The 13,702-nt window shown below is 31.4% G+C and carries 12 protein-coding genes; all 12 read right to left on the minus strand.

What is annotated here, in order from left to right:
- Positions 1–289: 289 nt before the first annotated feature.
- Positions 290–1,843 carry a murein biosynthesis integral membrane protein MurJ gene (gene murJ, locus JF259_RS17135; RefSeq protein ID WP_199116935.1) on the minus strand — a complete coding sequence of 518 codons (1,554 nt, stop codon included), beginning with the start codon at positions 1,841–1,843 and terminating at the stop codon, positions 290–292.
- Positions 1,821–2,897, minus strand: a complete 1,077-nt coding sequence (locus JF259_RS17140; protein WP_199116936.1) for a glycosyltransferase family 4 protein — start codon at positions 2,895–2,897, stop codon at positions 1,821–1,823. The genes murJ and JF259_RS17140 overlap by 23 nt, the downstream gene beginning before the upstream one ends.
- Before the next feature lie 120 nt (positions 2,898–3,017).
- Positions 3,018–4,100: a glycosyltransferase family 4 protein gene (locus JF259_RS17145; protein WP_199116937.1), complete on the minus strand. Its 1,083-nt coding sequence runs from the start codon at positions 4,098–4,100 to the stop codon at positions 3,018–3,020.
- 232 nt (positions 4,101–4,332) lie between these two features.
- Entirely contained in the window at positions 4,333–5,070 is a 738-nt protein-coding gene (locus JF259_RS17150; protein WP_199116938.1) for an SGNH/GDSL hydrolase family protein, read from the minus strand.
- Between the two features lie 204 nt (positions 5,071–5,274).
- Positions 5,275–7,746, minus strand: coding sequence for an outer membrane beta-barrel family protein (locus tag JF259_RS17155; RefSeq protein WP_199116939.1), 2,472 nt, complete (start codon positions 7,744–7,746; stop codon positions 5,275–5,277).
- Between the two features lie 718 nt (positions 7,747–8,464).
- Positions 8,465–9,274 carry an ABC transporter permease gene (locus JF259_RS17160; protein WP_199116940.1) on the minus strand — a complete coding sequence of 270 codons (810 nt, stop codon included), beginning with the start codon at positions 9,272–9,274 and terminating at the stop codon, positions 8,465–8,467.
- Positions 9,275–9,296: 22 nt separating this feature from the next.
- Entirely contained in the window at positions 9,297–10,106 is an 810-nt protein-coding gene (locus JF259_RS17165; protein ID WP_199116941.1) for an ABC transporter ATP-binding protein, read from the minus strand.
- 137 nt (positions 10,107–10,243) lie between these two features.
- Positions 10,244–10,906, minus strand: a complete 663-nt coding sequence (locus JF259_RS17170; protein WP_199116942.1) for a 4'-phosphopantetheinyl transferase family protein — start codon at positions 10,904–10,906, stop codon at positions 10,244–10,246.
- Positions 10,907–11,186: 280 nt separating this feature from the next.
- Positions 11,187–11,873, minus strand: a complete 687-nt coding sequence (locus tag JF259_RS17175) for a serine hydrolase domain-containing protein (RefSeq protein WP_199116943.1) — start codon at positions 11,871–11,873, stop codon at positions 11,187–11,189.
- On the minus strand, positions 11,816–12,196 hold the full coding sequence (locus tag JF259_RS17180; protein ID WP_199116944.1) for a serine hydrolase domain-containing protein: 381 nt from the start codon (positions 12,194–12,196) through the stop codon (positions 11,816–11,818). Before JF259_RS17180 ends, JF259_RS17175 begins: the two co-directional genes overlap by 58 nt.
- Positions 12,197–12,280: 84 nt before the next feature.
- Positions 12,281–12,973, minus strand: a complete 693-nt coding sequence (locus tag JF259_RS17185; protein WP_199116945.1) for a thioesterase II family protein — start codon at positions 12,971–12,973, stop codon at positions 12,281–12,283.
- A 29-nt stretch (positions 12,974–13,002) separates the two neighbouring features.
- The coding region (locus tag JF259_RS17190; protein ID WP_199116946.1) for a phosphopantetheine-binding protein at positions 13,003–13,702 on the minus strand (700 nt) is incomplete at its 5' end.

Here is a 13,702-nt window from a genome sequence, read left to right on the forward strand (position 1 = left end):
TGAAAAACGCTCTTGAAATTCGAATAAGGATAGGCTTTTGAATCTTTGCTCCATAAGTTTATGTATTTATCCCTTGAATTTACTCATATTATTAATATTTACAAAACGCCTAAGTCGATTTTTTAAATACATTAACTGTAACCTAAATATTTCAGAATAAGTAACACCTTTCTCCTATAAGTGCTAAAAAAGTAACATGAACTATCAAGAACTATATAACTTTGAGTACTGAGATAAACCTTAAAAGAAAAAACAAAATGAATTCGATATCGAATTCACTTATTAAAAATCAAAATCGACTAACAAATGCTTTTTTATTCAGACTTATTGTACCTGTAATTACCAGAAAAAATATAAATACAGTTATTGAAACTATGAAGTTAAATAACATGAAACTTATCTTAGGAAGAAGACTATAGTCGTTACTCTCGAAAATAAAAGTTTTACCAAAAAAAGTAAGTCCCCAAAATAAAATTGATGCCCCTAAGAGATTTACAAGGGGCCTTATCTTTTTAATAGAAATGATATTTACTTCTTTTTCTAAAAGAAGAATTAAGATACTGTTTTTGACTCCTTTTTGAATAACAAAAGCTAACGCTATTCCAACATAACCAATGCTTTTTACAAATACCCAGGTTAATAATATGTTTAGAAGCACACATCCCATTCCAACAAATACCGGTGTTTTAGTATCAGCATTTGCGAAGTAATAGATCACCAAAATAGTTTCCACTCCGAAAAAAACCAAGCCTGCTGCATACACCTGAAAAGGAAGAGCCGTTAACATTGTAGATGTTTCGTCAAATGCCCCACGTTGAAATACAATTTCTATTATGAAATGTGCGTAAACCAAAAAGAAAATAGTAATTGGAATAAAAACAATTAATATCCACTTCAAGCAATCCTTAAACAACTTGTGTAATTTCTTTTTTTCCTTTTCAATTGACAACTGCGAAAAATAAGGAAAAGCCACAATACTCAATATGTAAGGAAACATAAGAACCGGTAGTTCAGCTATTTTCTTTGAATAACTGAGAGCTGCTATGGCACCTTCTTGCATAAATGAAGCAAATCCGTTATCAATAAACGAGCTTATTTGGGAGAATCCCACCCCTAATAGTAAAGGCCAGGTTAGAGTCCATATTTGTTTCTTATATACTGCTTTAACATTGAGTTTCTTTAAAGTAATCTTTTTATATAGTTTAATCAAATGTACAGCGAGTCTTCCAATGGCTCCCAAAACAACTCCAATGATAATTCCGAAAATACCATAAGTACTATATAAAAATACCATTGATAGCACAATTGCTATTTTAAAAACGATTTCACCGGAAGCAGGAAAAACAAACTTTTTATGAGCATTAAGTATAATACTTGTTAATGTAGATAGTGCCAAAAACACGGTTGCTGGCATTGCCATTTGGAGCAATTCTTTTCCTAAGGAATATTTATCTCCTTCAAACCCCGGTGCAAAAATTGACATAAAATCACCTGAATAAAATATTCCTAAAATTGCAATTGTAAGCGTAATACCCAGAATGATACGTATTCCTAAATTAAAAATACTCCAAGCTTGTTGCTCGTTATTATCTTTTAAACGGGCATCTAAAAAAACCCTTAAAAATCCAGGTTCAATGATTTCCCTAAAAAAGAAAAAGAAACTCAATATTACTGTGACAACAACAGTGTAGACATCAACTTCATAACCAGTACCAAAATACTTCGCCAATAATAATTTTTCAACGTATCCAAGAACTTTAACAACTAAAGTAATTGCTAAAAGTCCAAAAGAAGACTTCAGCATATTATTTTTCAGAAAGTTAAATACTAAAAACTTCTTCATATACTTGTAATGTCTCTTTTGCTGCTTTTGACCATGTAAACTGTTTCACCCTTTCTAAGCCCAGCCTTATTTTATTCTTTCTCAGTGCTTGATTTTTAAGCAATGTTTCGATGCCTTTGGCTATGTCATTGATATCATATGGATCCACCTGCAAAGAAGCACTTCCACAAATTTCCGGTGATGCACCCCGATTTGAAATTAGCACAGGCACCCCACATCGCATAGCTTCTAAAGGAGGAATTCCAAACCCTTCATAAATAGACGGGAAAACAAATAGATCTGCCATAGAATAGATAATGGGCAAATCTTTTTTAGGAACATATCCCGTGAGTAAAATGTGCTCCAGTAAACCATATTTTGAAATAGCTTTATAAACTGATTTACTCTTCCATCCATTTTGACCGGTTATAACAAGTTTATGATTTATTCTCTGTTGCCTTATCAATTTATTAAATGCTAATACCAATCGTGTTAGATTTTTCTTTCCTTCTATGGTTCCAACAAAAAGAATGTATTTTTTAGGTAAATTATACTTTGACGCTACATCATTATCTATCTTCTTTTTAAAAATGGGATTTACCCCAGGATAAATCACCCTAATTTTACCTTCATCTATATCAAAATGTCGTAATATATCTTTCTTAACAGTATTGGACACGGTAATTATAATATTTGCATTACGAATCGTTTTTCTTAAAAAGAGCTTAAAATAAAACACTGACTGATTTTTACATAATTCAGGAAAATCTAACGTTATGAGATCGTGAATAGTGACCACCGTTGGAATTTTAAATCTTTTGGGAATAATGTAATGTGGAGAATGATATAAATCAAAATGGTTCTTTTTAATATATGATTTTAAAAAGAAATATTCGAACAACACCCTCACAAAGCTTATACTTCTCACATAATTCAGAACGTCCCGATTTAAGATTTCAACCTCATACTTTAATGGGGTTATCTGCTTCATTTCCTGAAACAAACACTCCGTATAATACTGAACTCCTGAATTCTTACTTCCTAATTGTAACCCGTTTATAAGAACCTTTTTCATCTGTTAATGTTTATTTGCTTATAAATGTCACGCTTCAACTGCGCTGAGTACAGGAATGGAATGCCTTATTATTATTTTCGGTTGGTTAGTAATTTCTGTTAATGGGCATTTCATATTTCTTTAGTCCTTATCGAATAATATTTTCATCTCTTTTACATGTTTTTCCAATGAAAATCTTTCGACAACTCTTTTTCTTCCTATGCTTCCCATTTTTATTCTTAATTTATCGGAATTCAACAATTTCGAGGTCTGAAGAGCCAATTTTTCATAAGCAAAAGGAGGTACTAGATATCCTGTTTCCTCATCAATGACTATCTCCTTAATACCCCCTGAATTGTAAGCAACTACAGGAATCTCCATAGACATAGCTTCTATTACTACACGTCCAAAAGGTTCATCAATAGCAGGATGAATTAACACATCAATTCTTGATAGCATATTGATTATATCCTTTTGGAAGCCAACAAAATTTATAACACCATTCAATCCTCGACTAGATACCTCTTTTAATAGATATTCTTTATAAGTGGCTTCTTTTGGGTTTAATATATCGCCCACTAAAAGAAATTCTACATTATTGTTATTTTTATAAATGATCTCCGCAGCCTTAATGAAATCTATTTGATTTTTCCAAGGTGTAAATTGGGCTACACAACCTACCACTTTATAATTGGTTTTTCTATTTGAAATACTTAATTGGGGTTTATAGTGGTTTACATCAATCCCTCCATAAACTATTTTCTTTTTTGCTATATCATGAAATTGGTTAGATATAAATTCTGAATTACAAACAATCACACTTGAAAAAAATTCAAGAACTCTTAAAACCCACCTTTTATTCTTTAAACTATCCCTAACATGCCATACGTTCTTTACTCTTAAAAAAAATATTCCAATCCAAAAAAAATTCAAGAAAGAATTTGTTGTGTTGAAATAAATTACATCCGGTTTAAACTTCACTATTTGAAAAACACTTTTGAAATTTATCTTAAATGTCTTTCTTAAAAACTTTAACCAAGGAACTTTATTAACAATGGTTAAGACCTCTACTGCATGACTCAATTTAATATTTTTGAAATGGTCTATATTACCAGATATTATCATTAAATCATGCTTTGCATCAATCTTTTCAAGCAACTGGAGCATACTTATTTCAGCACCACTTAAAAATGGGGATGAGTTTATAATCACAACCTTCCTCACTAATTATTTTCTTTATATTTACTCAATGGAATTGAAGAATTTATCAAAAGATTAAACATTTTATTAGCAATCATCTTTTGAGCTTTATTATTTGGATGACCTTCATGTGGAAGAACTAAGTCTTTATTCCATCTGATGTCAAGATTAAAATCAGGATAAATGGGGCTAGATTCTGCAGGTAAAGAATTAAAACTATAAGCAAATTGGATGTTTAAGCTGTCTAGATATCTTTTTACATCCAAATACATATTATATGATTCATTAGATGAAAAGTATTCCTTCTTTTTTTTCCAATCACCCCAATTCTTTCCTTTTGTGACGTAAGTATATATCCATTTAATTTCATGAATATTTCTATCAAAAACTTTGCAAACTCTGTACTTTTGTTATTAAGTAACCAGCGACATAAACCTCTAATATTATATGAATAATTATATACAGAAGTTAATATTTTAGCTGAGTAAATCTTATCAAGTTCCGAATAAATTTTAGGTAGAGAATCTCTCATATCGTAATCATACTTGAGCATAAAATCCCTATACACACCTCTAACTATTTGGCGCTTTGTTAACGGAAAGACATATTTGAACATAATAAGATCTGGATTGAATTCTGCTACTTGATATTTTATTCTATTTAAATTACCAAGATCATTGTCTACTCCATCCACGGAACAATTTATTACCTCAACATTGTATTTATCTTGGTTAAACAAACTTTGTAATTTCATTACAAAATTTTCATCACCGTCATTTCTTATCCCTAACGTCACCGAATTACCTACAAAAGCTATTCTATAAGTCCTTGATTTTTTAATCTTTGAAAAATTAGGCCCATAAAACCCATGACTGTTAAACCTAAATTTCTTTTCAACATCAGGCCAAACAAATTCTTGCTCCAAACTCGTTTCATACCTATAACCATATAAAGGGTCAGGAATATAAGCAAAATCACGCTTAAACTTCTTCAAAGTTTCATAATGAAATACACGCAAATATGTTTCATTTATAAAAAACAAACTTATTAGAACAAAAAAGTAATCTTTAATTTTTTCATAATATTTTAAAACTTAAGGTTAATCATTATTTTATAAAACCAGATCGCATAAAGTTGAAGCCATCTTCAACTATTAAATAAAGGAAAATACTTACCGTCATGAAACCTTTCATCTTTCTTACATAAATCCTCCACCTTCTGATTCAATATTTTTATCACGAACTCTTCTGGATTTGGCTTTATACTTTCCACTTCCAAAGCGGTACGATAAGCTCACGTTCCATGTATTGCTTTCCCAATTAAAAGCGCCGTTTTGAACAAATGGTTTCGTGCCGTTAAAAGCAAATTCCATCGTATTGAAAATATCATTGTAGTTAAAACTGAACATCCCTTTGCCTTGCGCAAATGCTACTCGAGCCCCAAGATTTACAAAAAACATAGGCTTTGTTTCAAATTGAATGGATCTATTCTTTCCCCTGTAGAATCCAAAAGCGGTTAGACTTACTGTTTTATTTAAACTAAAATTATTATACATTCTTAAATTCCACGTGACGTTGTCTACTTCATCAACATTTGTTTCAATATCATTTATTGTAGCGGTTTCAACAGGAGCCGTTAAGCTTTCGGCAATACCTTTTTGAGTTTGTGAATATAAATCAAAGCTGGAGTTAATGTTCCAACATTTAAATGGTCGATAATTACTGGATAACTCTACACCGTAAGCCGAGTAATCATCGAAATTATCATGAGTTAATATAATGCGTCCAGAATTAACGTCACTTCTATCTATAAATAAAGCCCTGCTAATATCGTTGGTAATTAACCGATAGAATACACCCCCTGTTATTGTTCCTTTCCTGTTATTAAGTGTTCTGGTGTAATTGGCTTCTATTGAGTTGGTAAATTGGGGCTCTAAGTTAATATTTCCATAGGAAGAAATTAATGGTGTGCTCCATTCTTTAATAGGGTTAACCTGACTTATGCCGGGGCGGTCTACACGGCGGCTATAACTTAATTGATAGGCGTTTTTTTCCGAAGGGGAATAGGAGAGGAATGCGGATGGGTACAGCTCAAAATAATCGTTTTGAAAACGTTGTGAACTTTCGGCTTCCGATGATAAGGCTATAGCATCTTCTTTTACATTTTCGGCACGTAGCCCTATTTGACAATTCCATTCGTCAAAGGTTTTGCTATAAGTGGCGTAGGCCGAGTAAATATCCCGGGTATAATCGAAATTGGTCCTAGGGGTTGGCCTTAATACCCCTTCGTTGTTTAAGGTTTGTCCTGTTGAGATGTAAGCAATATCTGAATTTAATAATCGGGCTTGTAGCCCTAATTCTAATTTTGTAGTTTCCGATAGTGGATTTATGTAATCCAAGTTTAGGGTTATGCTTTCCATATCGGTAAAATTAAAATCATGATAGTCCTCATTGGTGCCTAAAAGGAATTTAAAATCGGTAGGAGCTTCATCTTCAAAAATGTTGTAATCGGCTTCAAATTCAATATTATGTCCCTCTTTGTCAAAATCTAACTTATAATCAAAGTTATATTGAGAGGAATAGTTGTTATTTACAGAGGTGAACAGTTGCTTTTGGTTATAGGAATCATCGTTGTAAAAAAAGGCATCGATTTTTCCAAAAGCACTATTATTTGAAGTATTTTGAGTTGTGAAAATAGAGATGGTATTTTTGTCGTTTAGGTAATAGTCCACACCAATTTTGTACAAGTGAGATTGTCCTTTGTCCAAAAATTTAAAAAACTGTTCCGAGTTGTTTTCTGGTCTTAATATTTGCCATTTTTTTCGGTTTTTTGAAATGTTGTTACTATAGTTTCCGTAGAAATTGAATTTTCTATTACGGTAATTTAAACCTAGGAAACTGTTAAACTTGGCCTCTTTTTCATGAGTTAACCCCACCGAAATATTGCCGTTAAAACCAACCATAGTGTTTTTGTGGAGTACAATATTTATGATTCCACTCATGCCTTCGGGGTTGTATTTTGCTGAAGGATTCGTAATGAGCTCTATGGATTTGATAGCTGTTGAAGGGATTTGTTTTAGTAGTTGTGCAGTTGGGATGTTGGATAGTTTACCGTCAACCATTACCCGGACGTTTTGGTTGCCACGTAGGCTAATATCACCTGTTTGCTGATCGATGCTAACCGATGGGATGCCAATCATTAACTCTGAAGCACTGCCCGTTGCAGCTAGATCCTTACCAATGGTTATCACTTTTCGGTCTACTTTTTGCTGAATGGTTGAAACCTCTGCGACTATAGTAACTTCTTCCAGCCCTTCGGTAGCTTCCTCAAGAAATATGTTTCCCAAATCTATATCGTAATTGTTTTTGCCTATAAGTAGTGTTTTGTTAACCGTTTTGTAACCTATATATTGAATGTTTATAATGATATGGCCTTCCTTAATTTTCTCTATTTTAAAAGAGCCATCGTCGGTAGTGATTCCTCCAGTCAAAATTTTGCCCTGTTCGTTTTTAATAATAATATTTACGTAAGGTAAGGGTTGTTTTAAATTGGCATCTAACACCTTACCGTAAACAACACCTGCTTTATCTGTGTTTTTTTTAGAATTAATAGCGTGTGATATTATTACTGTTAGAAACAATAAAAAACTCACGAGATTTTTTTTTTTCATATGTTATATTTTTAATTACTATTCTTTTAAAAAAGAATTTTAACTAGTAAAGTAATTAGTGAAAATTCGAAAGAAGACTTCAGTATGTTATTTTTCAAAAGTCAAATGTTAAAGGCTTCTCTAAATAATTTTAATGCCTTTTTTACTGCTTCTTACCTTGTAAACTGTTTACTCTTTCCAATCCTAATTTTATTTTATTTCTTATCAGTGATTCATTTTTAAGGAATGTTTCAATGCCTTTGACCATATCATTGACATCATATGGATTTAACTTCTAAAGATGCGTTTCCACAAATTTCCGGTGATGCGCCTCGATTTGAAATTAACACCGGAACCTCACATCGCGTAGCTTCTAAAAGAGGGATTTCAAACCCTTCATAAATAGATCTGTCATAGAATAGATAATAGGCAAATCCTTTTTCGGAACATACCCCATAAGTAAAATGTACTCCTATAAATCATATTTTGAAATAGCCTTATATCCGATTTATTTTTCCAACCATTTATTTTGACCGACCAAAACCAACTTATGATTTATTCCCTGTTACCTTACCAAATTTATTAAATGTCAATATCAATCTTGCAAGGCTTTTCTTTCTCTGTAACTACTGTTTAAACATTAGTCTTCTAACACTTATAAATATTATTCTATTCAAGGATTAAAAAATAAGAATACCGGACAATTTTAAGTTTCACACCTATAGCTTATACTTAACTTTTAATACTGCATTAGCGTTCCTAATCTTTTTCCTTTCTCTACTGCCCATTCAAAAAAAATTAGGCTCAAAGGAAAAAGCACCAAAGCTATACATAATAAAGTAATTAACTGATTTGATAACATCTCAATAGGGTAGCCTCGTAATATAGATAATCTCAAGGCATCTAAAGAGTATTTAATAGGTACGAGATAAGAAATTGTTTGCAGATAATCTGGTAAAATGGCAACAGGAAAAATGGCACCTCCTAATAAGGAGCTCATGGTTCCAAAAACAATACTAAAAGGCTCTCCCCTTTTAAATAAAATGGTACCACCTGCTGAAAAAATTCCTAAACTAATAAATACAAAAATAGATAAAATAAAAGTTAAAAAAGCTGAAGGTATATTTATATTGGATAAATCGAACCCTAAAAATAGAGTGGCCACAATAAACATAAATATTAAAACTGTACCATTATGGATAAACTTAAATATTGCAGACATAAATATGATTGTCTTGGTGTCTGTTTGAGAACTTAATAATGCTTCTAAACATCCTGCCATTTGATCTCTCCGGGTAGTTGCTGAAAATTCTTGAATCGCCATCATAAAATAAGTGGTAAATGCCGTTCCAATTAAAACAAAAGAAAAATAATCACCTCCAATCTCCGAAAGACCTTTTTGCCCCTGTGAAGGGACTAACTTAGATATAAAAAAATATGTTAATAAAGGAAAAACAGTTCCTAACGTTGAAGTTATTAATGCCATTTTATAACTTAAAAAAATGGCAAAATCTCTTTTTATAAAATAGGATAATTTATATAATTTCATCTTTTTTGTGTTTATCATAATTTTACTGCAGAACTATTTTTTGTTGAACCTTATCTAAAACCATTTCATCATTCATCATTTTTTTATAATAATTTTCTAATGTACCATATTCAGAAATAATACTCTTAATGGAAGAATAATCTATAATCTGACCTTTCTTCATAAAGCATATTTTATTACATAGAATTTGTGCTTCAGATAAACTATGTGTCGCGATCAATAATGTCCTCTCTTTTTTATTATGTATTCTTTCAGAAATTATAGTTCCAATTACTTCTGCAGAAAGTGGATCTAACGTTCGCGTAGGTTCATCCAAAATCAATATATCAGGGTTAGACAACAACCCTCGCGCAATTGCTAATCTTTGCTTCATACCTGAAGAATAACCTGCAAAAATCTTATCTTTTGAATCTTCTAATCCAACCATTCTCAGCAATTCTTCCACTTTTTTATGTAATTCTTCACCTTTTATGTTATCCAAAGCTCCAAAAAACAATAAGTTCTTTTTTCCTGTCAATCTCCAATAAAAACTGCGCTCTTCATTTAAAACGAAACCAACGCGTTTTCTCGCTTTTAAATTTTGTTTTTGAGTATCGATACCATTAATGCAAAGTGAACCTGAAGAAGGATACAATAAACCTCCTATAATTTTTAAAAAAGTTGTTTTCCCTGCGCCATTTACGCCTAAAAAGGCAATTCTATCACCAGATTGTATTTCGATATTTATTTTTTTTAAGGCTTTAAAATAATTTGTTTGAAATGGCTGTGTCAAATACTCTACATATCTTTTGGGTATAGGGTATTGCATTGTTATGTTTGTTGCTGAGATCATTTTAATTTGATTTTTAATGTTAAAAATTTATTGAGTTTAAGGTAAAATAATTTTTTACCATTATGAAGTCCTAAGTTTCAACTGTCGTGAAATTGGGAGCAGTAATAATATATTGACTTTATCGGTCCAGGAGAAAATTATTGAATTATTTCTTTTTGATAAAAGTCTACATATCTCATAGAAATTTTAAGATTTTCATTATTTGTAACCAAACACATGGCATATTCTTTATCAATTTCAATTCTATTTATATACCAATTGATATTTTCATAATGAACTATATTATTTTGATCAACTATTTCCAATAATGGAATTGACAACCCACGCCCATCAGCTTTGATAATACTTTCTTTAAGGGTCCAGTATTTAAAAAATGTCTTACTAGGGTTAATAGAAAAGAGGATTTCCTTCCATTGATCGGGAGTCATAGTTTTACTAAAATGGCTAAAATCTATATCTACAATTTTTTCTATATCTACTCCTAATTTAATATTTTCTCCCATAGCACAAACGACATATTCTCCTGAATGGGAAATATTAAAGTCAAAATCGGCCTCAAAATATGGTCGTTTGTACTTGTTATATTTTATTTCCTTTAAAGTACAGCTTCTAAAGTCATGTCTTTTTAAAGCTTCCATTAACAAAATTTTTCCAAATAAATTAGAGTGTTTATCCTGCCATCTTAAAATACGTGAATTTTTTTCTTGCAAGTTTCTAGGTAAAAGATTTAAATAATCATGGAATAACGATTTTGGTAATTCTTCAGTAAATTTTGTATAAAAAATTTCAATAACTTTCAATATATTAGCATTTAAATTCCACATAACATTAATATACAATGCATTATATGCTCGGTAAATTCATATAATTTATAGACAATTTTATCAATTGCCCCTTTTTTGTTCGACTCCTCAAGATGTTTTAAAGAGCAATTATATTTTTACTAAATTCTATCTAAAAAAATTCGCTCTGCTTTTTGATAAAGTTGGTTTTTTGGTTGAAAGTTTTATCACTATTCCCCTATGATCTTAGATTTTAGTATAATCCATTTTGTAGAAGTAAAGAAATAATATCTTTCCATTAAGTTCCTTTTTTATCTTTAGACACACTCGTTTCAGACAACTTAATTAAATAGCCTCCTGTTCTAAATCCACTTTGATTCGTAACTATATATAACCCGAAATTACTATGCTGATTAAAATAAATCCAATTTTGCATACTATGTGTTTGTCCATGATGCAAATAGACCGTATAACCATCAGGATCATCTATGATACGCCACATATAAGCAAACCTGTCTCTTCCTTTTTTAAGTAATTGGTTATGAGACTCTTTTATAACTTCATTATGTGCATCAAATTGCAATTCTATAAAACATAACATATCTGGTAGTGTAGAATACAAAAAACCAGAAGTTCCCCATAATGGTGTTACAAAATTTGGAGAAGTTGTTGAGTTTTTCATCCAGTACCCTGAACTTAAATGTTTTTCATCTTCTTCATTCAGTTCAAGTTTTGTATACTTCATTCCATAAGTTTCAATGAAATTCTCATGAATAAGCTCACTAATTGTTTTCCTATTTATTGTTTCTAGGATATATCCTAATATCTCAACACCTACATTAGAGTATGAATATCTTGAACCAGGGGCACTATCGGGTTTGTAATTATTTAAATCTTTAAAAAATTGTTCTTTTGAATAACTTTTACTCAACTCATAAAACTGTTCTGGTGTATCATTACTACGTTTTTGAGTATTTTTTCCCACTTTGGAGATACAAAATGTGGTAAACGACTAGAATGAGTAAGTAAATGCTTTATTTGGATGGGAATTCCTTCAAATGCAAGATTTTCATATTTTCCTGGTAAATAGTTACGTATATCATCTTCCAGATTTATTTTTCCTTCCAAAATAACTTTTGCAACTAATGTACCGGTAAACATTTTGGATACAGAACCTAACTCAAAAATGGTGCTATTTGTGGCTGTGTTATTTTTACCTTTTGTTAATTTTCCAAAATGATGGGTACTTTTTTCTCCTTTGTTATAAAACCCAACTGAAACGCTACAGATTTCAGGATAGGCTAACATTTCTTTAGCTCCTTCTTCAATGATTCCTTTGAGTATTTCATTAGGTTACATCTGCTTCGTTTTTTTTTTAATATTCCATTAGTATTATTCATAATTGTAAGACACTTGCTGTTGTATATACTTAGTAAAATATTCTTTATGCTCAAAGAAGAAAAAGTGATTACCTCTAAGCTGCGTAATATTTACGTTTTTAGACGAAACTTCCTTCCAACCTGTCACCTCTATTTTAGTGATATCCTCTTCAGAACCATAAAATACATCTATAGGAATTTTTATTGTTGGTGACTCTTCATCAAAATGATAATCTTCAACACATTTGTAATCAGCCTTTAAGATTGGAATAAAGAAGTTTACCAATTCGGTTTCATTTACTATTTCTTCAGGCACTCCACCAAGTTTTGTAATTTCCTTCCAAAACTCATTATCTGGTAAATTAGATATGATTTTCTCTTTACTATATTGTGGGCCTTTGGCTCCATTAATGATTAGTTTTATAGGCAAAGGCAATCCTTCCCTTTGAATCTTTTTACAAACTTGATATGCTACCAAAGACCCCATGCTGTGACCATAAATAATGTAAGGTTCACCAATCAGAATTTCCTTTTTTACTTTTGGATATAAATCAGCAATAACATCATCCATTCTAGTTAGTAATGGTTCTGTCATACGAGTTCCTCTTCCTGCATATTCTAATACAATAATATTTAACTCTTTTTGAAAAAAGTTATTGAATGAATATTTATTGCCACCTGCAAATGTAAATGCTATAATTTTCATGTGTAGTGTATATTTTTGGATTAATGTTTTTAAATCTCTATTTGCCTGTACATTTTTGTTTCGTCCTTCACGTTTCTTTTCTTAAGAGCAATATGTTCTGCTATTAGTGAAATCGTTGTCATTTTAAACACAGTTATTATATCCAATTTTATATCTAAGTCTTTATTCATTCTTGATATCATTCGTACTGCTAATAAACTATGTCCACCTAACTCAAAGAAATTATCATAAACACCTACCCGCCCTACGCCTAACAATGTCTCCCAAATCACAGCAAGTATAGCTTCTATTTCATTCCGAGGTGCAACATACACTTTCGTTGATAGTTGAGAACCATCAGGATCCGGTAAATCTTTTTTATCCAATTTCCCACTCGATGTCAATGGCATCGATTCCATTTCTACCCAAACCATAGGAACCATATACTCTGGTAAGCTGTTTTTTAAACTTTCCTGTATTCTATCCTTATCAAACGCTCCTGATGCTACTACATAACCAACCAAACGTTTGCTTCCGCTTGTGTCCTCTTTGGCCAACACACAGCAGCCCTTGACTCCTTCTATCTGTGACAACACATTCTCGATCTCCCCTAATTCAATCCGGTAACCACGGATCTTTACCTGATCGTCTTTCCTGCCCAAATATTCTAACTCTCCATCCGGAAGCCATCTTGCCAAATCTCCTGTCTTATAGATCCGCTCCCCTTCAATAAATGGATTCGAAACAAAC

The sequence above is a fragment of the Snuella sedimenti genome (assembly GCF_016428595.1).
Classification (GTDB): domain Bacteria; phylum Bacteroidota; class Bacteroidia; order Flavobacteriales; family Flavobacteriaceae; genus Snuella; species Snuella sedimenti.

Bases quoted from the DNA above. Each gene is read 5' to 3' on its own strand.
- murJ (WP_199116935.1), bottom strand. From the start codon at position 1,843: ATGAAGAAGTTTTTAGTATTTAACTTTCTGAAAAATAATATGCTGAAG.
- JF259_RS17140 (WP_199116936.1), bottom strand. From the start codon at position 2,897: ATGAAAAAGGTTCTTATAAACGGGTTACAATTAGGAAGTAAGAATTCA.
- JF259_RS17155 (WP_199116939.1), bottom strand. From the start codon at position 7,746: ATGAAAAAAAAAAATCTCGTGAGTTTTTTATTGTTTCTAACAGTAATA.
- JF259_RS17160 (WP_199116940.1), bottom strand. From the start codon at position 9,274: ATGAAATTATATAAATTATCCTATTTTATAAAAAGAGATTTTGCCATT.
- JF259_RS17165 (WP_199116941.1), bottom strand. From the start codon at position 10,106: ATGATCTCAGCAACAAACATAACAATGCAATACCCTATACCCAAAAGA.
- JF259_RS17180 (WP_199116944.1), bottom strand. From the start codon at position 12,196: ATGTTAGCCTATCCTGAAATCTGTAGCGTTTCAGTTGGGTTTTATAAC.
- JF259_RS17185 (WP_199116945.1), bottom strand. From the start codon at position 12,973: ATGAAAATTATAGCATTTACATTTGCAGGTGGCAATAAATATTCATTC.